The 22,187-nt window shown below is 64.6% G+C and carries 22 protein-coding genes and 1 tRNA gene; 14 read left to right on the top strand and 9 right to left on the bottom strand.

From position 1 onward, the window contains the following. Nucleotides 1-1,328 precede the first annotated feature (1,328 nt). A complete protein-coding gene (locus ABT061_RS08490; protein WP_350914125.1) occupies nt 1,329-1,634 on the bottom strand; it encodes a hypothetical protein in 306 nt (101 codons plus the stop codon). Between the two features lie 198 nt (nt 1,635-1,832). On the opposite strand from ABT061_RS08490, the gene ABT061_RS08485 reads away from it, so the two are divergent. Further along, the gene (locus ABT061_RS08485; protein ID WP_350914123.1) at nt 1,833-3,086 is read left to right on the top strand and encodes an MFS transporter; all 1,254 of its coding nucleotides are present in this window, start codon (nt 1,833-1,835) and stop codon (nt 3,084-3,086) included. A 180-nt stretch (nt 3,087-3,266) separates the two neighbouring features. Here the strand turns inward: ABT061_RS08485 and ABT061_RS08480 are convergent, their stop codons facing one another. Continuing rightward, a complete protein-coding gene (locus tag ABT061_RS08480; protein ID WP_350914121.1) occupies nt 3,267-3,977 on the bottom strand; it encodes an alpha/beta fold hydrolase in 711 nt (236 codons plus the stop codon). A gap of 134 nt (nt 3,978-4,111) precedes the next feature. Between ABT061_RS08480 and ABT061_RS08475 the strand changes: the two genes are divergently transcribed. The 3 genes from ABT061_RS08475 to ABT061_RS08465 all read left to right on the top strand — a co-directional run bounded on the left by ABT061_RS08475 (nt 4,112) and on the right by ABT061_RS08465 (nt 6,845). After that, nucleotides 4,112-4,492: a site-specific integrase gene (locus tag ABT061_RS08475; RefSeq protein ID WP_350914119.1), complete on the top strand. Its 381-nt coding sequence runs from the start codon at nt 4,112-4,114 to the stop codon at nt 4,490-4,492. Between the two features lie 557 nt (nt 4,493-5,049). Beyond that, nucleotides 5,050-5,625, top strand: coding sequence for a hypothetical protein (locus ABT061_RS08470; RefSeq protein WP_350914117.1), 576 nt, complete (start codon nt 5,050-5,052; stop codon nt 5,623-5,625). 230 nt (nt 5,626-5,855) lie between these two features. Then, nucleotides 5,856-6,845: a hypothetical protein gene (locus tag ABT061_RS08465; RefSeq protein ID WP_350914115.1), complete on the top strand. Its 990-nt coding sequence runs from the start codon at nt 5,856-5,858 to the stop codon at nt 6,843-6,845. 445 nt (nt 6,846-7,290) lie between these two features. On the opposite strand, the gene ABT061_RS08460 is transcribed toward ABT061_RS08465, so the two are convergent. Then, a complete protein-coding gene (locus ABT061_RS08460) occupies nt 7,291-7,881 on the bottom strand; it encodes a hypothetical protein (protein ID WP_350914114.1) in 591 nt (196 codons plus the stop codon). Between the two features lie 731 nt (nt 7,882-8,612). Here ABT061_RS08460 and ABT061_RS08455 point away from each other — a divergent pair. Continuing rightward, the gene (locus tag ABT061_RS08455; RefSeq protein ID WP_350914112.1) at nt 8,613-9,026 is read left to right on the top strand and encodes a tyrosine-type recombinase/integrase; all 414 of its coding nucleotides are present in this window, start codon (nt 8,613-8,615) and stop codon (nt 9,024-9,026) included. Between the two features lie 284 nt (nt 9,027-9,310). Here ABT061_RS08455 and ABT061_RS08450 read toward each other — a convergent pair whose 3' ends face one another. Then, complete coding sequence (locus ABT061_RS08450) at nt 9,311-9,544, bottom strand: hypothetical protein (protein ID WP_350914110.1); 234 nt, start codon at nt 9,542-9,544, stop codon at nt 9,311-9,313. Nucleotides 9,545-10,661: 1,117 nt separating this feature from the next. Between ABT061_RS08450 and ABT061_RS08445 the strand changes: the two genes are divergently transcribed. From ABT061_RS08445 to ABT061_RS08425, 5 genes are all read left to right on the top strand, one after another. Further along, nucleotides 10,662-11,687, top strand: a complete 1,026-nt coding sequence (locus ABT061_RS08445; RefSeq protein ID WP_350914109.1) for a hypothetical protein — start codon at nt 10,662-10,664, stop codon at nt 11,685-11,687. Between the two features lie 293 nt (nt 11,688-11,980). Further along, nucleotides 11,981-12,277 (top strand): ATP-binding protein, encoded by a 297-nt coding sequence (locus ABT061_RS08440; protein ID WP_350914107.1) that lies wholly within the window; start codon nt 11,981-11,983, stop codon nt 12,275-12,277. Between the two features lie 56 nt (nt 12,278-12,333). Next, nucleotides 12,334-12,543: a hypothetical protein gene (locus ABT061_RS08435; protein ID WP_350914104.1), complete on the top strand. Its 210-nt coding sequence runs from the start codon at nt 12,334-12,336 to the stop codon at nt 12,541-12,543. A gap of 146 nt (nt 12,544-12,689) precedes the next feature. Next, nucleotides 12,690-13,532 (top strand): sigma factor-like helix-turn-helix DNA-binding protein, encoded by an 843-nt coding sequence (locus ABT061_RS08430; protein ID WP_350914102.1) that lies wholly within the window; start codon nt 12,690-12,692, stop codon nt 13,530-13,532. Nucleotides 13,533-13,716: 184 nt separating this feature from the next. After that, on the top strand, nt 13,717-14,355 hold the full coding sequence (locus ABT061_RS08425) for an integrase (RefSeq protein ID WP_350914100.1): 639 nt from the start codon (nt 13,717-13,719) through the stop codon (nt 14,353-14,355). Between the two features lie 328 nt (nt 14,356-14,683). Here the strand turns inward: ABT061_RS08425 and ABT061_RS08420 are convergent. Both ABT061_RS08420 and ABT061_RS08415 read right to left on the bottom strand, forming a co-directional pair. Beyond that, nucleotides 14,684-14,773 (bottom strand) — tRNA-Ser (locus ABT061_RS08420). Nucleotides 14,774-15,044: 271 nt separating this feature from the next. Further along, the gene (locus ABT061_RS08415) at nt 15,045-15,608 is read right to left on the bottom strand and encodes a YceI family protein (RefSeq protein WP_350914098.1); all 564 of its coding nucleotides are present in this window, start codon (nt 15,606-15,608) and stop codon (nt 15,045-15,047) included. A 102-nt stretch (nt 15,609-15,710) separates the two neighbouring features. On the opposite strand from ABT061_RS08415, the gene ABT061_RS08410 reads away from it, so the two are divergent. Beyond that, the gene (locus ABT061_RS08410; RefSeq protein WP_350914096.1) at nt 15,711-16,202 is read left to right on the top strand and encodes a MarR family winged helix-turn-helix transcriptional regulator; all 492 of its coding nucleotides are present in this window, start codon (nt 15,711-15,713) and stop codon (nt 16,200-16,202) included. 174 nt (nt 16,203-16,376) lie between these two features. Here ABT061_RS08410 and ABT061_RS08405 read toward each other — a convergent pair whose 3' ends face one another. Next, nucleotides 16,377-16,892 carry a SigE family RNA polymerase sigma factor gene (locus ABT061_RS08405; protein WP_451935712.1) on the bottom strand — a complete coding sequence of 172 codons (516 nt, stop codon included), beginning with the start codon at nt 16,890-16,892 and terminating at the stop codon, nt 16,377-16,379. A gap of 297 nt (nt 16,893-17,189) precedes the next feature. Between ABT061_RS08405 and ABT061_RS08400 the strand changes: the two genes are divergently transcribed. Together ABT061_RS08400 and ABT061_RS08395 are read left to right on the top strand one after the other, a co-directional pair. Further along, the gene (locus tag ABT061_RS08400; RefSeq protein ID WP_350914093.1) at nt 17,190-18,140 is read left to right on the top strand and encodes a hypothetical protein; all 951 of its coding nucleotides are present in this window, start codon (nt 17,190-17,192) and stop codon (nt 18,138-18,140) included. A 5-nt stretch (nt 18,141-18,145) separates the two neighbouring features. Further along, complete coding sequence (locus tag ABT061_RS08395; protein ID WP_350914091.1) at nt 18,146-18,985, top strand: MauE/DoxX family redox-associated membrane protein; 840 nt, start codon at nt 18,146-18,148, stop codon at nt 18,983-18,985. Between the two features lie 215 nt (nt 18,986-19,200). Here ABT061_RS08395 and ABT061_RS08390 read toward each other — a convergent pair whose 3' ends face one another. Together ABT061_RS08390 and rplK are read right to left on the bottom strand one after the other, a co-directional pair. Then, on the bottom strand, nt 19,201-20,373 hold the full coding sequence (locus ABT061_RS08390) for a DUF8462 domain-containing protein (protein WP_245651820.1): 1,173 nt from the start codon (nt 20,371-20,373) through the stop codon (nt 19,201-19,203). Between the two features lie 384 nt (nt 20,374-20,757). Continuing rightward, nucleotides 20,758-21,183: a 50S ribosomal protein L11 gene (gene rplK, locus ABT061_RS08385; protein WP_350914089.1), complete on the bottom strand. Its 426-nt coding sequence runs from the start codon at nt 21,181-21,183 to the stop codon at nt 20,758-20,760. 53 nt (nt 21,184-21,236) lie between these two features. Between rplK and ABT061_RS08380 the strand changes: the two genes are divergently transcribed. Next, nucleotides 21,237-22,139, top strand: a complete 903-nt coding sequence (locus ABT061_RS08380; protein ID WP_350914087.1) for a MerR family transcriptional regulator — start codon at nt 21,237-21,239, stop codon at nt 22,137-22,139. Nucleotides 22,140-22,187: the final 48 nt, after the last annotated feature.

Genomic DNA, 22,187 nt, shown 5'->3' with positions numbered 1-22,187 from the left:
TGAGGGCACCGAAACCTCGGCGCGCAGATAAGGGTGAAGCCTTCATACCCATGCCTGACTCCATACTGAAATCACGGAAAGAGGGATACACGGGAACCCGGCGAACGACGCCGCACCCCGGACCGGGGGCACACCACGATGGCGTCATGACCGGCGGCCCTCACTCGATCACCACATCAGGCAGGGCCGACCGCTTCGGAGACTCATTGTGGAAACCTATCCGAAACATGTCAATGCTTGAGCGAAATTTTCGGCCCCATCATTCCAACATTGACGCCCTTACCATGAGCCCAATACAGCTATGGCGAGACCATCTCCGCAGAGCTGAGAGGAGAAACCAGCTGGGGACCATGCCTTGAAAATTTCACCTCAGATCCGCAAGTTGCGGACTGGGGGCGGGGATCCACAGGCAGCGGCGCCTTCTCGGCAACGCCGAGCACGGAGGACCCCTACCTCTTGACGACATCCGGTCCCGCTGTATTTACTCACCGCCATCACCACCCGAGATGCCGGGATGTCGAAGGGAGGTCGCACCGCAATTTGGTAGCGCTAACATGGCGCCTCTCCCATGAGATGCGCGATGTGGTCAGACCTGGGTGACACCACACTCCCAGGTCACGCTGTGTCCGCCGCTCTGCCTTCGCGCGTGAGGCAGAGCGGCCTGCCAACCTCGAAGAAAGGCGCTATGGAGAAGGGTCGAATCCCTACCGGGATAAACCTCTATCGGATGTCAGCCTCGTCGAGGCCAGGGGAATCGCCAGCGCGACCTCCATCAGCACGTTTGTCGCCAGCTGTCGCTGCCGGAATGCGACACTGCAGCCGTCGACGATTGATCATCGAACGGGGCCATTCCCCCCGAGGGCTGGGGCCAGACAGACGGGTCCAGAAAGTTTCTACGTTGAACGACCGCAGCGGCGGTTTGCGCGTGGGCGGCGCGGGCCGAGACCGGCGCCCACGCCGCACGCTCGGGCGGCGTTCGGGCTGGTCTTGGGCCGCTTGGACCGGGTGCGCAGGCCCTCGACGCCCTCGGCCAGATAGCGGCGAGTACGCCTGTCGGCTGACCCTGTAGTAGCGGCACGTCAGCGCGACGCTGCCCGAGACCCCTTCGACGTAACGGATGATGGCCAGGCGCCGCTTGGCCTCACGATCCGGTGGGGGTTCGGGTTGGACATAGATGGTCTCCGTAGTGGCCGGAGGCCCGGGTTTCAACGATGTCTGTCAGTTTTAGACCCACGTGGCCGGCGCGTTGATGCAGGACGCGAGCACCCGGATGGGAGCCGCCCTCTGGGGCGATGCGTGAGAACTGCAACCCTGACAGGGTTCAGAGATCAAAAAGGCCCTCTCCCGAAATCTGGGAGAGGGCCTCTGAACTGCGGAGGCTCGGGGATTTGAACCCCGGATGGGCGGTAAACCCAAACCGCATTAGCAGCTCTGATCTCGGCCATCCCGATCGGTAACTTGGGCGGCTGTGGGTGAGCATCGCCGAGATCCTCAAGAAGGATGAGGGCCGTCTCCCAGTCGTCGTCTTCCAAGCACTCCATGATGTGGACAGCGCTGACAGTGACCTCCTCGGCACGAGCGCCTACGAGCTGGAGTCGGGCAGCCTTGTAAAGCGGGGAGTCCTGAGAATCCACGGCCTGATTGTGGCAGGCGCTCGAACTCGGAACTTGCGAATTAAAAGATCGATCTTGCGCTATTCCGGATAGTTCAATGCAGGTCATGAGGGGCTGAGATCATTCCGCTTGGCGGTCCCCGGTGACCTCCAACGCCTATGCGTCGCAGCGCGCGGGTGCGACACTTCTGAAGCTGATCAGCGTCAGGGAGGATCATCTGTGAGTGCGCCGTCTGCGACAGAACTCAAATCTGGGCACGGCGGACTCGGGAGGGACTTCCTTCGACTCTGGCAGTCGTACACGGTCAGTGCGGTTGGCTCAGCTCTCAGCGTCGGCGCGCTTCCTTTGATTGCAATCATGATGCTAGATGCAAGTCCATTGCAGGTCTCCCTGCTCGCCGCGATCGGCGCCATCTCCAGCGCGATCATCACTCTGCCTCTGGGCAACCTTGTGGAGCGGTGGGAGAAGCGGGCCACGATGGTAATCGCCGATCTTCTGCAATTCGCTGCGTTGGCCAGCATGCCCCTTGCAGCAGCATTTGATGCTCTGACCTATGTCCACCTCTGTTTAGTCGCGATTGTGCAGACGAGCAGCACGATCGTCAACAGCTCAGCCAGTCAGGCTTACATCAAGCATGTGGTTGTTCCTGAGCGCCGAACGTCGGCCAACGCTCGGCTCGACACCGTGAACTGGACAACCCAATCAGCCGGGCCACCCGTTGGCGGCGCGTTGATAGGCGTTGCTGGTCCTTTGATGACCCTGATCGTTGATGCGGTGAGCTTCCTGGCATCGGCTGTGCTCCTACGCCGACTGACCCCCTTCTCGGCCGACAAAGCCAAGAACGGAAGGTCCAGGAGGGAACTTCTTGCCGGGTGGACCTTCATCCTCCGCCACCGCGGTCTTCGGCTCCTCTACTTCAACGCCATGCTCTTCGGCGGTGCGATCATGTGGAGTTCGCCCATCATGGCCGTACTGATGCTCAAGGACATAGGCGCTACGCCGCTTGAGTACGGCATCGCCCTCGGTGTCCCCTGCCTCGGGGGGCTGCTAGGCGCAATGCTTTCCCCCAAGGTGGTCACTGTCCTGGGCGTGCAACGTACCTTGCTTGTCTTCGGAGTTGCCCGGACGGTATGGATCGTCCCCATGGCCTTCGTCGGCACTGGGCCCTCGGCCGTACTCATCATCACCTCAGTGGATTTCTGCTTGCTCCTGTGTGCTGGGATCTTCAATCCGATCTTCGCGACCTACCGCATGAACTCCACCCCGGACGGACTCATGGCTCGCGTCAGTACCGCTTGGTCGGTCAGTTCCCGGACGGTCCAACCGCTGTTCATCACCCTGGGCGGCGTGATTGCGACCACCTCAACCAGCCGATGGTCACTCCTCATGGCCGGAGTGCTCTGTCTTAGTAGTGCTGTACTCCTTCCGTGGAGAGGAAGGCTCTCCGACGATGCCCACAAGTCCGTACCTTGAGACTCGCTAGGCCATTCAGAAGAGCTAGCAAGACAACAGCTTGGCTGCTCGGTAGGCCGGGGCTGAGGAACGAAGTCCCGGACCTTCGATCGCCCCCAGCCCCGAATGGCGGCCAACCATGATGAGGGCGATCGTGAGGGCTGTCGTAGTGCGGCGGTTCAGCAGTGGATATCTGCGACCTCACACCCAACCGTCTAGGGCTGCCATGAACTCTTCATGTCGGCCGTACCACACGCTGTGGCCGGCCCCCGCGACAGAACGCACCTCGAACCCACGGGTACGGAGGTGGTCGGCGGCCTTCTGAGAGATGTACTGGCTGGGCTCGGCGCGGATCACGAGCGAGGGAGCTACGAGAGGAGGGGTGTTATCCGGACCCCCCACACGCTTGGCATGCAGACTTACGGTCGTAGCGACGTCGAATAGCTTGGCCGCCTCCACTTCGACCGCGATGTCACGCTCGCTCCACCATGGCCGTTCCCGTCGCAAGTTCTCCATGGTTCGGGCGGTCTTGGCCTCCTCCAGTCCTGAGGCGAACACGGCGACGTCAAGATGGGTACGGCCGGGGCCGAACGGCGTCTCCACGTAGACAGCGCGCTCTGGTCTCAGTCTGGAGACGGCGGAGGCCAGGACTGAGCCGCCCAGCGAGTGCCCCATCGCGAGGGTGGGACGTGTGGGGACCGATTCCAGTACTGAGGTAGCGAACCATTCGATGTCGCTCTCGGGATTGGGCTCAGACCTCCCGTGTCCGGGAAGGTCCACGGCGACCACACGGTAGCCGCGCTCTGCGAGAGCCAAGCCGATCTCCCACCAGGAGCGCGAGTCTCCCATCATGCCGTGAATAAGGACTGCCGTACGGTCACCGTCGCCCCACTCAAGTTTGTTGAGAGTCATGACCGAGAGCGTACGCAGAAGCTTCGCATTCAGAGATAGCCCCGTTCTGGCGGCGGCGCGGCCCTGGTGCGGCGGCCGATGGGTGAGTGTGGCGGGCGGGTGGAGGGCCGTGCGGCGGCGCTTTGACCAGCACCGTGCTCAAAGTTCATCGCATCCTGTCGCGGGCGCTGACCATCGCGGTGCGCCGCAACAAGCTCACGCGGAACGTCGCGACCCTCGTTGAAGCTCCCTCGGCCGCGTCCACCGAGATCGAACCGCTGAGCCGTGAGGAGGCCCGCAACATCCTCGATATGGCCGGCACCCGGCGGAACGGGGCGCGCTGGTCGGTCGCTCTGGCTCTCGGTATTCGCCAGGGCGAGGCGCTCGGGCTCCGCTGGCAGTACGTCGACCTGGAGACCGGAGTGATCAGGGCGTGGTTCCAGATTCAGCGCACCGAGTGGCAACACGGGTGCGCCGATCCCCACAAATGCGGGGAGAGGTGGCACCGCTGGCTCTGCAAAAAGTCACGGGCATAACCCCGGCCGCAAGGAGAACTACAAAAAAAGCAGGGGCACACCTGCTTTAAGAGGGCCTGCCTCAAGAACTGTACGAGCCATGCCGACAGGTGCCCGAAACGCACGGGCGAGGGCATCGTCTTCCGCCAGCGAAAGGGCAAGAGCACGCTCACCCTTCAATGCCCTCCCGAGCTGCTCGCGCTTCTCAGGCACACCGCAAGATCCAGGCTGCGGAGCGTCTCAAGGTGGGGTGGCTATGAAAGTGTGAGCGAGAGCCAGGTGTTGATGAGTTTGAGGGCCAGTAGCTGATCAACGGGCTTGAAATGTTGATGACTTTGGGAACCAAGCTAAACGGCCTGAACCGCCCAAGGAGCGTCACTATGAGTGAGTCTTTCCAGCCGCTACCCACCGGGGATGACCTAGCGGTGGGGGGATGCAAGACCATACTGGAACATTGCAGCGGCAGGATGGGCAGCACCATCTGAGCGTGTGGCCTGGACATCGTTACGCTGAAACACATGGGACATACGGAACAGGAATCGTCTGACGACTCCTACCGATTCTTCGATGAGCAGGCGTTGTTCGACGCGCTCGACCACGGCGCACCGCCACTCCCGACGACTCTCCCGCCCGGCTCGGCCAGGATCGCTGCGGCAGGCCTGTGGGGCCGCTATGGATCGATGATCGTACTGTTCCGCAGCGGAGAAGGCGGAGAGCTCTACGACGACACTTACCTGCTGGCGCGCTCACCGGCCGGACAGTGGCAGTATCCGCTCACCTCCTCGGGGGGCGGCATGCCGGAGTGGGTGCTGAACCGGCCGGATGAGCCGCTGTCCGACTGGCACGGCAACGACCTGGTGAACCTGTCGGCCCAGCTTGCACATCCCGACACGGAATGGGTGGCTGAGTTGACGATGATGGCGACGCGAAGGATAGCCATCGTGCAGGTGCGCTACGCCGGAGACGTCATCGACGTTCCCGTTCCGGCCAGCGGGCTGATCACCGTGCCGCACGCGATCCGCCACGTCGACGACAGGGCCGAATTCCGGGGCTTCGACGGCTCCGGTGAACTCATCGCCATCACGCACTACCAGCCGTTGACTGACGATGACCGCAGGTACGAGTGGCCGGATACCTTGCTGTGGGCCGACTGATTCCTGAGCACGTCATCATGCGCATGGCGCCCTGCGGTGACCTTCTCCGCCGTACTCACTGCAGGGTGTCGTGTGCGGCAGCGTGGCGCCGCCGAGGTGATCCTCACTGGATCCCCAAGGCGCGGAAGGTTTGGCGATACGTAGGTCCCGACTACAGGATGATTCTACTCATGCGATGGATGGCAGTGCTTCTCGCGGCAATGATCGCAGCTCTGTGCTGGGGTGTCTGGGTGCTGCTGGTCGACTCGTGCCCGTCCGAGGCCTGTGACAGCGGTGAAACGGTTCCGCTCAGTGTTCCCCTTCCCGTGGACTCCGCTCGCTGGACCATCTCCCACCACCGTCCCATCGAGCTTCCCAAGGGCGCGCCCGACTCACCCGACATCGTGAAGAGGTTTGCCCGCGACGATATTTGGGTGTTCAGCGTGAGCGACGGCGGCCTGAAGGCGGCACGCTGGGATGGGAAGCGCTGGCTGAAAACGACCCCGCCGCTCCCGGAAGATCTCCAAATCGAGGACGTTACTGGCACGGACTCTGACGACATCTGGATCTCGGGGTGGAGCATGCGGCTCGGGGTTCCAGGCGATCAAACCGGTCCGGAGGGGATGCTTGTGCACTGGAACGGCGACCGATGGGAGCGCATCCCGGTCGCTGCAAACGTGATCAACCTCGCCGCGGTAGCGAGAAACGACGTCTGGGCGCTGTTCGACGGAGAGATCATGCACTGGAACGGGCGTACGTGGGCCCCGGCTTCCACGCCTAAGGTTCCGATGCCCGACTCCCTCGACGGCGAAGACCCCGGAAGCCTGCTGCGCGACATCACTGCGCTTTCCGCGGACGACGTGTGGGCCGTCGGAGCTGTCACCACCTACCTCTGCTGCGACCAGCGGGTCTATCACCGTGAGGTCGTGATGCACTGGGACGGTCACGCCTGGAATCTTCTCGACATCGGGCTTCGCGGCCTCGACCTCGGCCAAGCCATCCCGGACGGGCACGGCGGCGTATGGATAGCCACATGGCATGACGGCGAACCCTGGGCACCTATCATGATCCACTACCGTGGTGGACGCTGGAGCAAGAGTACGCTCCCACGGCCGAACAACTCCCAGAAAGTGCAAACCACCGAGATCAAGCTCACGGACACAGGGAAGGTCCTGGTAACCGGCATCGCCTACACCGACACCGATTTTCCAACGACCGTGGAGTTCAGCCTTCCCTCATAGCCTCGGCGCGCTTCCTTCACGAGAACATTGGCTGCTCCGGTGGGAGCGAAGTTCTCCGATCCAGTGAGTCCCCGCGAATCCCCCATGTTCCCCCTCCTGACGGGCACGCAACGGGCACGACGCGACCTTCTAATCCGTAGGTCCCCAAACGAGGTCCGAAGGCGTTCAGACGCGTTCACCACGCAGGTCGCACACGAGCCGCGTTCACATCAGTCCAGCTCGGTCCGGGATCGTACGGCCCGATGGCTCCCAAGATGGCTCCCGGAAATGGGCTTGCCGGTGCTCACGTGAGCTGCCCATACTCCTCGTGGTAATCCGCTCGGGAAGCCCGCCCCCGTACCTGCTTGGTGAGCCGTACGGCAACGCGTCAGGGCACTGGCGCGGCGATGGTGTCTTGGAACTCGGCGGATCACCCAACGTACGGACTAGAAGATCAATCTGACGCCTACTCCACCCACCACCAACCGTCTCCAAGATCGTGTGTGGCACTGCCGAGGTCACCGCTTGCCGTGTGGATCGTCGTGCCTCGACCATCGGAACCCGGTATATAGGCAATGCCCCTGCCGCTCTCCGCCCGCCAATCTTCGAACACCGGCAGGTAGAGAACGTCGCGTTGTGGCCGTACCTGACCGTCTATCGACAGGTACTCCATCCACCCGGGCACGGTGAGCGGCCGGTGGTGCCCGTGGTCGGCGGCGAGTTCAGCGAATGCGTCCCGGTGCAACCAGACCTGGCCCTCCGCATACAGGGCACTCCAGTGAGCGGTTCTGGCCACCGCTCCAGCACCGAGGACAAGCAACAGCGCGGCGACACACCGGCTGTAGTCCCTGAGGGACAGATAGGTCAGCACCACCGTGGTCGACCGACTGATCACCCACAACCAGGCCGCCATGATCGCAAGCCAGGCGAACAGCTCAGACACCCTGAACAATGGAATCCAGAAGTACTCCAGCGCCACCAGCACGAGCCATGCGAGTGACACCATCTTGAGCGCCGACCGGCTCGGCAGCTTCTTCTCGCTGGCTGCAGTCGACACGGCATGAAGTCTTCTGCAGCGACGAGTGGCCAAGCTACACCCGGACAGATAATTTCACACCGTTTGCACGGTGTCCCTACATATCCATGATGCTCAGTGGGCCGGCGCTGAGGAACGAAGTCCCGGACCGTCGATCGCCCCCGACCCCGTATGGTGGCCGGCCACAGCCTGGCGATCGGGGGGCGGTAGGCCAACGAGCCGGATCTGGAGATCGGCTTTCCGGTGTGCGATCATCGACGCCATGACGTCGATCAGAAAGGGCCATGCCGCGTAGGCGCCCTTCGGAGGTTCGCGCACGAGAATCGATGTGCGCAACCCACAGAGCTTCGATTCATCAGGTTCCCGGTCTCGGACATCGCCCCATGGCCGCGGTGATTGCGCTGGAGCACAACCGGATGCGGCCGGGAACGGTTGCTGAGGCACTGCTGGACTGGACGCAGGCGGCGGCGCGGCCTCGGTGCGGCGGCCGATGGGCGGGTACGGCGCGCGGGCGGTGCGGCGGGCGGCCCTGAGTCCCGCCGCCGTTCGGGACCGGCCCCCAGGCCGCACGCCCGGACGGCGGGCGGGCGGAGGGCCGGAGTACGGCGGCGCGCCGTGCCGCCGCTTGAAGCCGCCAAGACCAGGCGCAACGCGGCGAGATGGTCGGTCGCGCTCTCGCTGGGCATCCGCCAAGGGGAGGCGCTCGGGCTGCGGTGGTCGTTCGTCGACCTGGAGACCGGCGTGATCAAGGCGTGGTACAGCGCAAGGGCCGGAGCAAGCTCACCCTTCAATGTCCTCCCGAACTGCTGCCTTTCCTGCGAGCCCATCGCGACGCACAGGCGGCCGAGCGGGAGAAGGCGGGGGATCTATGGGAAGAACACGATCTTGTGTTCACCACCCGGCACGGCAGGCCGATGGAACGGAGCGAGGACTACAAGGCGTGGAAAACGCTTCTGAAGCGGGCGGGCGTTCGTGACGCACGGCTCCACGACGCTCGCCACACGGCAGGAACGCTCCTTGTGGAACAGGGTGTGCATATCCGCGTGGTACAGGAAATCCTCGGCCACGCGCGGGTGACCACCACTGAGCGCTACATCCACGTGGCCGGCGCCTTGATGCAGGATGCGAGTACCCGGATGGGGGCCGCTCTCTGGGGCGATGGGTGAGAACTGCAACCCTGACAGGGTTCAGAGATCAAAAAAGGCCCTCTCCCGAAATCTGGGAGAGGGCCTCTGAACTGCGGAGGCTCGGGGATTCGAACCCCGGATGGGCGGTAAACCCAAACCGCATTAGCAGCTCGGGAGGCCATCGTTCAGGACAGTTCCACCTGGACCAACACCCCTCGGCGACCTTCCTGGAACGGACTGGTACGGCGGTGAACTGCAACCCCGTACAGGGTCTTCACCCTGCCTTCGATCGCCGCGTCCTCCGGCACTCACATGTGCGGATGTCACTCAGCCGACTGACGTTGCCTTTTCCCGATCTTCCGCACCAACCACACAACGAAGGCCACGAGTCCCAGCAGGAAGAGCGAGCCGATGAGTGTTATGGATCGGCCGCCCAGCACGTCCGCCAGCCACGGTAGGTCGAACAGCGCGAATATTCCGAAGATCACACCGAACCCGATCAATCCTAAGATCATCGTGAAGGCGAACCCTTTAGCTGCTTCCCGCAGGCGGCCCATCCGGCACCTTTCGTTGTTTAACCCAATTCTGTCTGGTAACCGGCAGGGGCGCATGGCAGTCGGTAAGCCGGTTCGTGGTCGGAACCGAACGGGAGTAGCGACCCACGGGGTCAGCAGGGCGCCGGTGGCCGACGAACCGCTGAAGTACTGAACCTGAAAGCTCGACGTGACACGCGATCATGCCTCTAACCTGCAGTGACAGGCGCGTTCCGGATAACGTCGACCTTTGATCATCAGTACAGCACGTGCTGTGTGACGGCTCAAACTCCTGGCATCCTGCTTGCAAAATCGGATACCGATCTTTCCCCACCTGCGAAAACGCAGCTCAGCGCCCTGATCACGCTCCCCGTGACTCCCCGATGTTCCCTCTCGTTCCCCGCCCCATCGGGCACTCCACGGGCACGCGTTGAACCCGCCAAAAGGGTAGATTGCCAACTATGCCTCTGCCCACATGGGCGCTTCGAACCTTGGCCGCTGGTTGCTTGGGAGCGTCAATCGTCGCTGGTGACAATGACCTGCCTATAGGTGCACGAATCGCCCTTGGCGCTGGAGCCATGCTTGCCGCCGGCACCATAGTCACCGGCGAAGCCGAAAAAATCCTTCCGCAGCACCCTCAAAAGAAAAAAATCTTTTCCGCAAGCGGATTCGCAAGCAGTAGGTAGAAGCTGTGCCTAGCAACGGTGAGCCTCAACTGAACGCATCCAAGCGATAATTGGTGAGCCGGGGCTGAGGAACGAAGTCCCGGCTCGTCGATCGCCCCGACCATCGATAGAGACCAGCCATCGCCGGGCGATCGTAAGGGTGGTACTGGATACAACGTTGATCCCGTCTGCCCCCGACCCGCCTGAAGGGGAAGCAGACCATAGAGTTGACCCGCACTACAGAGGTTGAAATGTTGAGGGTCCCGCGGCGTGATTGCGTGACTGCGACCGGGCCGGTGAGTCTGCCCGTGGGATGCGATATCCAGATGGTGGTGGTCTGACCCCGGAGGCGCGCGCCAAGCGGGAACGGGTCCGCTTGCAGGCCCGTCCCGACCTGCTTGATGCTTTCGTGGCTCACACATATTCCGCGCGCCCCCACCTGATCTATGGTGATCGTCGTCAATTGGAGGTCACCCGTGAACAGGCTCGGCCGACGAGGCTTCGTGTTCGTATCTCTCATGATGGGCGCGGTTGTTTCGCAACCGATCAACACCGCCGCGGCCTATCGAGAGTCCTCTACAGTACATGTCGAGGTATCAACGAGAATCGCGAAGCCGCCTGCCCCGACTCTCCCGAAAAAACTGTCGGAGCCGATCCGGTATGCCTACTCGCCCTGTGGTGACTTCGGGAAGACGTGTGGCGTGTGGCACGTGGTCACCACCTCCGGAAAGCAGTGGGCAGTCCGTGACGCGCTACCGGACGAAGACCTGGGCAAGATCGCTGTGTCACCGGATGGCGTCCGGCTCGCTTACGTGCTCGCCAAGAGCGAACGCCTCGTGATCCGCGACCTTAAGCGAGGGACGGTCCGTGTTGTCCCAACCCCGAAGAGTTGGGAAGGGTGGGAGATGTCTTTCGGGTTCTCCCGCAACAGTCGGTGGTTGGCAGTCGACTCGATAGGCGGCCACCCCAAGTCGCGTGCCATCCGATATGACGTGAAAACCGCCAAGGTTCTCACTCTCCCACGGGCGTGTTGTGTCATCGGCATCTCTGATGTAGGCACGGCCTTCGTGGCCGTTCACAAGGACTCCGCCAAGACAACGGAGGCGAGCGCTGTGCGTCCGGGGAAGACGTCAAAGGTCCATTTTCCGATTCTCCCCTACCTGATGCTGTCGAAGACTCACGTCTCTCCCGATGGCCACCTGCTTGCATTCGATGGCGAGAAGTATGGCGTGCCATCCCGCACCGTTGGCACCTTGGATGCGAAGACCGGCCAGATCGTTAGCCGTGTCACCCCCGATATCGACGGTCTACGGGAGATCGAAAGCTTTGTCTACTGGTACGACACCAGCAGGGTGCTCATTCATATCGAGACAACGAGGCATGAACCCCAGCTCTACCTGGTCGATGTCCATACCGGCCGTGCGGAGCGAGTGTTGTTGCCCGAGGAGGCGTTCGATCTCCACTCCGTGATCGTGAGCTCACATGTCGAGGTCGCCGAGTGAGGCTCCGGCGACGAGAGCGAAACAAGGTCGGTCAAGCTTGGCATCAGTACTGCTTCGGTCACTCCCGTGCCGGATCGGACACGGGATGGAGCTCCGGCTTATCGCCTGGTTGGCTGCAGTCTCATTCAATCGGGGGAGAGTGAGCTCTGCGGGCGCGTCATTCACAGAGACTTGTCGGCGCTTGTGGGTGGAGGCTGACGATGCACTTCCCCTGAGAAGGCGCCTTCCCTATGTCTGCAGCCATTTGATCAGTCATATCTATCTACTTAACGTCGATTCGTTCCGTCGTTGGAGTGGACGGTGCGGCCCGAGTGGCGGGCCGCGCGCGAGAACGGCCTCCGAGGCCGCACGCGCAGCGTGCGGCCCGCAAGTCCGTCCGGGTACAGGGCAAGCGGCTCTGGCTCGGCGTCCTGGACGAGGGCGGTCCCCACTCCCCGCATCCGCTTCTCGCTCAGTCCGACGAGGAGGGAGGGCGGGGCCTGGCGCTGGTCGCCGGGTTGGCGACGAACTGGGGTGTGACCGGAGATGAAACGGGCCGCATCGTGCGGGCCGTCCTGGATCTGCTTTCCCGGCCGGCGGTACGGCAGTGAGCTGTCTGGCTGCTCACGTTCCGACCCCCCAAGTCGATCATGCTCGGCTTACCTGGATGGACCCGCGACTTGGTGAGCGGTGCCGGGTGCTCGCCTGGACCTGTCACTGCCGCTCGGTCGTCTACGAGCTGTGCGCCTCGGGCGGTCAGGTCTTCCTTCGTCGGACCGTGCAGGGAACACCTCGCACCGTCCAGGAGACCGGCCGGACGCGCATGGCCGAAGGTCAAGAGCTGTGGGCGGCGATGCTGACGGGTCGCGCTCGATGACCAGGGGTGTGCCAAAGCGTCGTTCGGCGATCCGGGCAGTGAGTCTAAAAACAGGTGAAACCCTTAAGTCCGTACTGTCGAGGGGGATAGACGGCATTTCGTCTAGGGGGCTAGACTCGGCGGAGCACCACCGAAAGGGAACCACCGTGCCACCGAGTGACCTTGAGCGGATCGCCGCCATCGACGACCCGTACCTGTTGATCCGGACCGCGACCGAACGGCTGAGCGCCGCCCAACAGGAGGTCACCGAGCTGGCCCGGCTACGACGTCGGGTGATTCAAGAGCTGCACGCCCAAGGTGTCTCCTACGCGCAGATCGCCGAACAAGCCGGACTCTCACGCGGGCGCATTCACCAAATCAAACACGCCGGACCAGCCCCGGAAGGCGCGTTCCTCGGCACGGGCATGGTCACCGTGGTCACCCCCCTGCGGCTCGACCCCGAGAAGAAGCGGCCCGTTCTCGCCCTGGACGACATGCGCTCGGGCCAGCGCCTGGAAGAACTCGCCAAATCCTTCGGGCTCGCCATCGCCTCAGACAACGTCACCATCGACGGTCAGATCGACCTCAACCGGCCCAACCTCGTGGTCGTCTGCGGTCCCCGTATGTCCGAGGCGATGCAGGCGGCCTACGACACCGACCCCGTCATTCGGTGGGAACGCGACGACCTCGGCTGGCTGCTGCGCGACACCCGTACCGGTGTCGCTTACCGGTCGGGCACCCAGGTCGTCCCGGAGCAGCCGACCGACTCCGCCTATCTCGGCCGTCTCCCCCGGCCGGACGGCAACGGCACCTTCCTGGCCATCGCCGGAATCCGCACCAACGGCTCCCTCGGTGTGGTGGACCTGCTCACCTCGGAGATCGCGACGATCTGGGGGCAGGTCGGAGACCAGCGTTTCTCCACCGTGGTCAGTGTGGAGTACGACCCCGACAGCGGGGAACCAACCCGAACCAAACTTGCCAGTCCGCTCTATCGACACGAGGACGACTGACATGCGGCTCACCCTCGCCACCGAACCCGCCTATCCCGACCGACCAAACGAAGACTTCATCGGCGCTACCCCTGATGCCATCGTTCTCTTGGACGGCGCCGGCACCCCTGCGGATCTGGAATCGGGCTGCTCCCATGGCGTCGCCTGGTATTCGCACACCCTCGGCTCGACTCTCCTGGCCGGAATGACCCAAAGCGCCGACTCCTTGACCACGATCCTCGCCGCGGGGATCAAAGCGACAGCCTCGATGCATGACTTCTGCTGCGACCTCTCCCATCCCGGCTCACCTTCGGCCACCGTGGTCATGCTCCGCCGTACGGCCGACACCCTGGACTGGCTCGTGCTGGCCGACTCCGTGCTCGTCCTCGACGTCCTCGATGCCGACCCCATGGTCATCTGCGATGAGAGGGAAGCCCTGACCGGTAACCGCTATCGGGATCCGATGAACGCCGCTGCCGGAAGGAGCTCGGAACACCTTCAGGCCCTGAGCCGCTATATGGAGGCCATGCGCGCGCACCGCAACGTCGACGGGGGATTCTGGGTCGCCGCGGTCGATCCCCTGGCCGCGGAACAGGCGCTGACCGGCACAATGCCGGTCGACCGGGTACGGGCCGTTGCGGTCCTGAGTGACGGAGCGTCCCGGCTCGTCGACCGATTCGGCCTGGCCACCTGGCGGCAACTCCTCGACCTCCTCGATCACGACGGCCCGGCCGAGCTGATTCGTCAGGTCCGCGAGGCCGAACGCTCCGATCCGAACGGCTCCCGCTGGCCGCGAGGGAAGATCTTCGATGATGCCACGGCCGTCTACGGCAGGATCACCTGACGAAGGAAGCAGCACGCTGCCCTACCAGTTGTGCCGACGGAAGACAGAGGTCATACGCAAGTGGCCAGTCGCGATCCCGACGTACATCTCGGACGTGTGAGCCAGTAACCGCCCCTGACGTTCTACGCCTTCAATCAACCCGGAGATGTCCTACGCCGTGTAGGCCTCCTTGCGTTATGCACATGTGTCCACACCGCTCATGCGCGATGCCGGGGAACGCCTGGCCTCGGCGCTCTGGGGGGGAGTCCTGAACCCCCGTTGCAACTATGACGTCCTTAGAGATCAAAAAGGCCCTCTCCCCGTATCTCGGGAGAGGGCCTCTGAACTGCGGAGGCTCGGGGATTTGAACCCCGGATGGGCGGTAAACCCAAACCGCATTAGCAGTGCGGCGCCATAGACCTGACTAGGCGAAGCCTCCTGGTAACCGTTCGGCTCAGGACAGAGTACCGGCCATCCGGCGAGGCGGCAAAGCGGTTGGTGATCACGTCGCGGGCAAGGGTTGGGCGAGAGTTGTCCACAGGCAGTGGATAACTTTCGCCGCCCCTGTGGACAAACCAGGGAGTCCCCAGCTGGGCCCGGCGGGAATCCTGTGGATTCCCGCTTTATGAGACGCTATATCTCAACAGGCGGACGCACTGAGGCCCCTCGCCGCCCGAAGGGACGGGAGGGGTCCCGAGTGGTGACGGAGATCAGGCGGCCGGGTTGGCCTCGCCCTCGATCTCAATCTTGATCTTCTTGCCGACCAGGACGCCGCCGGTCTCCAGCGCCTGGTTCCAGGTCAGGCCGAACTCCTCGCGGTCGATCTCGGTCGTGATCGAGAAGCCCCAGACGTCCTGGCCCCACGGGTTGGTACCGGCGCCGCCGTACTCGACGGTGAGCTCAACCGGCTTGGTGACGTCGCGGATGGTGAGGTCGCCGACGAGGGTGAACTCGTCACCGGAGTGGCCGACGACACGGGTGCTGCGGAAGGTCAGCGTGGGGAACTTCTCGACGGAGAGGAAGTCGTCGCTGCGCAGGTGGCCATCGCGGTCCGCGACACCGGTGTTGATGCTCTCGGTCTTGATCGAGAGCTCCGCGGAGGAGTCCAGGGGGTTCTCGGCGATGGTGACGGTGCCGGAGAAGTCGCCGAAGTGACCGCGGACCTTGCTCACCATCATGTGCTTGACGACGAAGCCGATCCGGGTGTGGGCGACGTCCAGAGCGAAGGTTCCGGCGGCCGGGATCTGAAGGTTCTCCCAGGTCCGAGTGGTCATGCTGTGCTCCCGATGAGAAGGTTGCTGAGTAGATGATTGCAGCAACAGATTTCTACACGAGGAATATTCCTCTCGTCAACTACCTTCGGATAGAGTGTGAACGTGATCCCCTTTGATGACTCCCGGCTGACGGCGATGGGCCTCCTGGCAGAGGTCTACACCGGTATCTCGGCCAAGGCGCATGAGTCCTTTGCGGCCGCGGGGCTCTCAGAGATCGACTTTGAGACGTTGCTCAGGTTGGCGCGCTCACCGGGGCGACGGCTGCGGATGAGCGACCTGGCGGCGCAGACGAGCCTGTCCACCAGCGGGATGACCCGGGTCGTCGACCGGCTGGAGCGCGAGGGACTGGCCATGAGGCAGGCGTGCGCCACCGACAGGCGGGCCTCCTACGCGGTCATCACCGAGGCCGGCGCCGACCGGCTCGGCGGCATCCTCCCCCGGCACCTGATCGACATCGACACCTGGTTCACCGGCCTGCTCTCTCCCGAGCAGCTCAGCGCCTTCCTCGACACCCTCAGAATCATTCGCGACGCCGTACGGCCGTGTGCCACCGCGGGAGCGGAAGCCGAGTCCGTCCCGTCTTGTCATGACTAGAACCGCGGGATTCCGCCCCTCACCGGGCAGGTTGCCCGAATCGGATGTCCCGGGAAAGACTCCGGTCGACGTGCGGGAATACCGGTTCAGGAGCCGTTCCGCAGAACCTGCTGCAGCGAGGACTCGCAAGGAGAACGTGGCGAGACCCGCCTGACCGCGGTGGGCAAAAAGAGGCTAGACCCGATGCTCCAACTTCCGCGGTTCGGAGAGCGTGAGATCGCCGCGGAGCTTGGCCATCCCCCGGGAGACCGTGCTCTTGACGGTCCCGACGCTGATGCCCAGGGTCTTGGCGATCTCCGACTCGGTCATGTCCTCGTAGTAGCGCAGGACGACGGCGGTCCGCATCCGGGTGGGCAGCCGGTCGAGGGCCTGCTCGACCCGCTCGGGCAGGTGGGGGCCACCCGCGAGCATCGGCTCGGGAAGTTCCTCGGACGGATACTCCTCCAGCTTGCGCCGCCGCCACCAGGAGATGTTGATGTTGACCATCGTCCGGCGCACGTAGCGGTCCAGGGCGGCGTGGTCCTGGATGCGATCCCAGGCGAGGTAGGTCTTGACCAGTGCCACCTGCAGCAGGTCCTCGGCGTCACTCGGATTCCCGGTGAGCTGGTAGGCGGCACGCAGTAACGCCTGTCCGCGAGCAACGACATACTCGCGGAACTCCTCGTCGGTCCCGCCGGCCACCGTGATCACCAGCCTGTGCTCCAGGTGCGTATGGTGGTCAGAATCGCAGCCCGAACCCATACTGCGGCTGAACCGAAATCTATGTTTCATCCCATCAACGGTAAAGATCGGCTTCGATGGGCGACGGAGCACGCAAGAGATACTAGATAGCGGTTTGTCATCGAGTGGACACCAATGCGTTCTACCAAGGAGGGGAACTGTAGTACCTGGTTGGAGACCTGCCGTGATTATTGGTGGAGCGGACAGCGGGATTCCGCGAAGCGTGTGACGCTGACTGCGACACCTCGCAGAACCTGGGGAGCGACGATGCCCTATCTCAGCGCCGATCGCCGCCGCGCGCTGGCGGCAGCCGCGCTTGGCCGGGCGGCGCAGGAGCCCGGCCCACTCCCCGTCGAAGGCGAGTCCTTCCACTCGGTCAGCGGTGCGATCCTCGACGTCAGCCCGCACCTGATCGTCATCGACACCCCGGACGGCCACGAGGAGCGGCTCGTCATCGCGCCGTGGGCGACCGCCTGGCGGGGCGAGGCCGTCACTCCGGCCGACCTTCCCGTGGGCTCCAATGTGATCATCAGAGCGCTGCGGGCCGGCCGGGTCGTGGACCGGATCTGGGCGGACATCACCAGGATCACCGGTGTGATCCAGTCGATCGACTCGGAGGGCAAGGACCACTCCGTGGAGCTGTACTGCGGACCGCACCGTGGGCGGCGCACGATCGTCATCCCCTACCGCGCCTCGGGGCGCCTGCGGGTCAGGCATCCGCAGTTCGAACCCGGCTACCTGTTCGACGCCATCGGGGTCCGCGAGGACGGCGTGGCACAGGCTCGACTGCCCGCGACCTCGCAGCCGCCCTACCGGTGGAGGGCCGTGCCGACGCCTCCGCCCGGCTACAGCGGCATGCAGTCGCGGATCTCGGGCACGGCCACCTGGTCGGACACCTTCGACTGCGGGGAGCAGGGGGTGGCCTACCCCATGTTGGAGCGGTCCGATACGGCGTGCGACGACGCCGGGGTGTCCTGCACCGGGCTGCCGTACCTGTCGCTGGGTTCGATGCTCAACGTACGCAACGTGTGCGCCGGGCGGACCTCGGTCCTGCCGATCGTGGCGTGCGGCTGTCTGGCCGGCCGGTTCTGCGACCGGTGCCTGGAGTGCGGCACCTCGCCTCGCGGCCGGATTCTGGAGCTGTCACCGAGTTCCTTCGTGGAGCTCGGTGGAGACCTGACCGCCGGATGCTTCAACGCCAGACTTGGAATGGGGTGACACGGATGCTGACGACGATCGCCGCCGAACAACTGCCGGTCCTGCTCCTGCTGCTGGTCGCAGGTACGGTCGCGAAGGTCTGGACCGTCGCGCGCGAGGCCGAGCCCGGCATGCTGAGCAGGCTGGGGCCTGCCGTGCTGGTGCCCGAACGCTGGCGTAAGCACATGATGCTGATCTGCGCGCTCGGCGAGCTGTTCCTGGCGTGCGGCCTGCTGGTGAGTGGCCAGCCGTTCTTCCGGTGGGCGGTCGTCGCGTTCTTCGCGGTGTCCACCTATGTCCTGTGGGAACTGCGGCGCCGACGTCCGGACGCGGGGTGTGGATGCTTCGGCGAGGTCAGCGCGGTACCGGTGGGACGGCGATCGCTGGGCCGCACCATGGTGCTGACGGCAATGTCCGCGGGGCTGCTCCTGACTCCGGAGGTCTCCGGCTGGGAGGCGATCGCCGGCATGACGTGGACGCACCTGCCCTACATGATCGCCGGTCTGCTGGTGCTCGCCGCACTCTCGCCGGAGATCGAGGAGGCGGTCGCCAGGCTCCGCTACCGGGCCCCCTGTGAGCAGCGCCGCTTCGACCCGGCCACCGCGCTCGGCCGACTGCGGTCGAGCACGGTCTGGCGCTCGCACACCGGCCGGCTGACCAGCACGGAGCCGGTCGACAGCTGGCGGGAACTGTGCTGGCGGTTCTTCGTCTATCCGGGACAGAGCCACACGGGCGAGCCCGTCGACGTGGTCTTCGCGGTCTACCTGAGCGGACGCCATCCGGCGGTGCGGGTCGCCATGGTCGGCTCCGACGGGCGTCCGGTGGAGACCACGCCTCTTCCGGAATCTCTGCCGGTATCGGCCTGATGCTAGAGGGCACTAGATTCCTCTAGCCCTGTCCCCGGGGTCCGTTGCCCATCGTGGTCAGGCGGCACCCCCGTGAGACACCACCTGACCGGACCTCGGCACAGCAAGATCCGCAGGGCAGCACGATTGAGCTCTATATGGCTCTCTAGCTTCCCCACTAGAGAGCCATATAGAGAGCTAGGAGCTCCCTCACACTATATCGAACAAATGTTCGCTCAGACCGGTTGGGATCGCAGGAACTTTCCGAAGTGCGGCACGGTGAACGCGATCAGCCCTCGCTCCGCGCTGTAGATCAGGCCTTTCTTGATGAGGCTGTCGCGGGCCGGAGAGAGGCTCGACGGTTTACGGCCGAGCCCTTCGGCCACCTCGGCGGTGGCGACGGGCTCGTCACCGATGGCGGCCATGGCGTGCATGTAGTCGCGCTCGGCGGGAGTGGCCCGCTCGTAGCGGCTGCCGAAGAAACCGACCGCGAGCTCCTCCTCGGCCTCCGGCGCGGAGACCCTGATGTCGTCGGCGGTGATCGGGCTGCGCAGCGCCAGGTCCCAGGCGACCTTGCCGTACGCCTGGACGAAGTAGGGGTAGCCGTCTGCCGCCACGTAGAGGGCGTCGAGGGCGTCCTGGGTGAACTCCACGCCCTCACTCTCCGCCGGGGCGATGAGCGCCAGGTCGGCCGCGTCGCGGTCAAGACGGTCGATCCTGGCATAGCGGAAGAGCCGCTCGGAGTAGCTCTTGCTGGCCGACAGCACGCTGGGTAGATGTGGCAGCCCCGCGCCCACCACGATCAGCGGGCCGCCGCTCTGGGAGAGCTCGTGACAGGCCGCACAGAGCGCCGAGACGTCGGGAGCCTGCACATCCTGCATCTCGTCGATGAACAGCGCGATGCCGACGCCCAGATCGGTGGCGACCCCGGCGGCGTCGACGAACAGCTCGGTGAGGTCGATCTCCAGATCCCCGGAGTCGGCGCGCCCCCGCCCCGCGGGCACGTCGATCGCGGGCGACCAGTGCGAGGTGCCCTTGGCCGCGGACGGGTCGCGCATCGCGAACGCCTTGAGCACGCCGAGGAACTCCTCGATGCGCTCGGGCGCCCGGTGCCTGGGGGCCAGCTCGCGGACCGCCATGTGCAGGGCGGCGGCCACCGGACGCCGGATCGACTGGTCGGGTCTGGCCTCGATCTTCCCGGTGCCCCACAGCCGCTGCATGGCCATCGACTTGAAGGTGTTGAGCAGGACGGTCTTACCGACACCGCGCAGCCCGGTGACCACCATGCTGCGCTCGGGGCGCCCTCGGGCCACCCGCTCAAGGACGATCTCGAACTGCTGTAGCTCACGGTCGCGACCGGCGAGCTCTGGGGGGCGCTGTCCGGCACCTGGAGCGTAGGGATTGCGCACGGGGTCCACGCTCTCGGACTTTATGACGGGATATAGCGGTCGGCTTAGATTTCCGTAGAAAGAGCTACGGCGTGTCGCACCGCGCTCCACCGGCACCCGAGGAAACGGAGCGTGTGTCGCGAGCATCGCCATGGCACACCCCTTCACCTGGGCGGACGTCAGCCCGAACCCGTGTTCGATCCAGTGCCCATGACTGTAGCGCGGGTTCGAACACAGGCGCGATACGTTTCGATGAAAAGCCTTCCCAAGGAACCCGGATTCCCGTGCCAAGCCGCTACAAATCTGGGCGTAAGCCACGCGAGCGCCCCCGTCACGGGTATCCGGTCTCAGCGAACGGCCGACGGGCCCGGCTCCCGCCAGGAGGCGCTCACCGTCCATGAGCGTTCAGTCGCGAACGGTCAGGCCCATCGAGCGCGCGGTGCCGGCGACGATCTTCTCGGCCTGGTCCAGGTCCGCGGTGTTGAGATCGGGCATCTTGCTCCTGGCGACCTCCCGCAGCTGCGCGCGGGTGATCGTGCCCGCCGCCTGATGCCCCGGGCGGGGGCTGCCGCCGTCCAGGCCGATCGTCCGGCGGATCAGCGAGGCCGTGGTGGGCATCTTGATCGCCAGTTCGAACGAGCGGTCCTCGAACACGGTGACGACGACGGGGATCACGAATCCCCGCCGATCCTGCGTGGCGGCGTTGTACCGGCGGCAGAACTCCATGAGGTTCAGCCCCAGCGGGCCGAGGTCCTTGCCCACCGCGGCGGGGCCGGCCTCACCGGCCGGAAGTTGGAGCTTGGCGATCCTGTTGACCTTCTTCTTCGACATGTCCGGCAAGCTAAAGTCTCCTGTTACTGGAGACTCAACGGAATAATGACCACATGAGCTACACGATCGGACAGCTCGCCAGACTCTCCGGTCTGCCGGTGAAAACGATCCGCTTCTACTCCGACATCGGGGTGCTTCCCGAACGCGGCCGCACCCGGAGCGGCTACCGCCTCTACGGCGACGAGGACCGTGGCCGGCTGGAGCTCGTCAGGGCGCTGCGCGAGATCGGCGTCGACCTGGCGACCATCAGGTCACTCGGCGACCGTGACCTGGGCGAGGTGCTCTCCCTGCATCTCCGTACGGTCGAGGCGCAGATCAGGTCACTGCAGCGGACCCGTGCGGTACTCAGGGCCACGCTGGAGCGGGACGAGGTGTCCGACGACGATCTGCGTCGGCTCAACGCCCTCGGGCGGCTCAGTGCGGCGGAGACGGCCGCACTGGTGAACGAGTTCGTCGACGAGGTCTCCGGCGAGAACCCCGCCAGGCAGAAGTGGCTCGCCGGCCTGCGCCCGGCCATGGTGCCCGACCTGCCCGACGACCCGGGCACCGAACAGCTCGACGCCTGGCTGGAGCTGACCGAACTGCTCTCCGACGACGGCTTCCGCGCCTCCCTCCGCGAGATGGGCGGCGAGTTCTGGGAGAAGGCCGGCGAGCTCGATCCGACCACCTGGCACGAGGCCAACACCCTGATCGTGGAGAGAGCGCTGGCCGCAGTGCGCGACGGCGTGGCCCCCGAGTCGGAGGCCGCCGCACCCGTCGTGGCCGGGATCCTCGCGCTCATGGCCGACGCGCAGGGGCGCACCCCGGAGTCGGTCGTCCGGGACTACGCCGAGCACGACCCGCGCGCCGAGCGATACTGGGAGCTGGTGGCCGTGGTCAACGGCACCCCCTGGCCGCCGGAGTCCGTGATCGCCCATGACTGGATCGCCGCCGCACTCGCCCGTCACCTCGGGTAATTGATCAATTACAATGAACTATTGTCGCTTTTGTCCGTTTCGATGGGA

Origin of the sequence: Streptosporangium sp. NPDC002544, from assembly GCF_040295965.1 — a bacterium.
GTDB lineage: Bacteria > Actinomycetota > Actinomycetes > Streptosporangiales > Streptosporangiaceae > Streptosporangium.
This window is presented reverse-complemented; position numbering and strand designations above follow the sequence as displayed.

Bases quoted from the DNA above. Each gene is read 5' to 3' on its own strand.
- ABT061_RS08480 (WP_350914121.1), bottom strand. From the start codon at position 3,977: ATGACTCTCAACAAACTTGAGTGGGGCGACGGTGACCGTACGGCAGTC.
- ABT061_RS08450 (WP_350914110.1), bottom strand. From the start codon at position 9,544: ATGGGCCGCCTGCGGGAAGCAGCTAAAGGGTTCGCCTTCACGATGATC.
- ABT061_RS08435 (WP_350914104.1), top strand. From the start codon at position 12,334: ATGGACCCGCGACTTGGTGAGCGGTGCCGGGTGCTCGCCTGGACCTGT.
- ABT061_RS08425 (WP_350914100.1), top strand. From the start codon at position 13,717: ATGACCCAAAGCGCCGACTCCTTGACCACGATCCTCGCCGCGGGGATC.
- ABT061_RS08415 (WP_350914098.1), bottom strand. From the start codon at position 15,608: ATGACCACTCGGACCTGGGAGAACCTTCAGATCCCGGCCGCCGGAACC.
- ABT061_RS08400 (WP_350914093.1), top strand. From the start codon at position 17,190: ATGCCCTATCTCAGCGCCGATCGCCGCCGCGCGCTGGCGGCAGCCGCG.
- ABT061_RS08395 (WP_350914091.1), top strand. From the start codon at position 18,146: ATGCTGACGACGATCGCCGCCGAACAACTGCCGGTCCTGCTCCTGCTG.
- rplK (WP_350914089.1), bottom strand. From the start codon at position 21,183: ATGTCGAAGAAGAAGGTCAACAGGATCGCCAAGCTCCAACTTCCGGCC.
- ABT061_RS08380 (WP_350914087.1), top strand. From the start codon at position 21,237: ATGAGCTACACGATCGGACAGCTCGCCAGACTCTCCGGTCTGCCGGTG.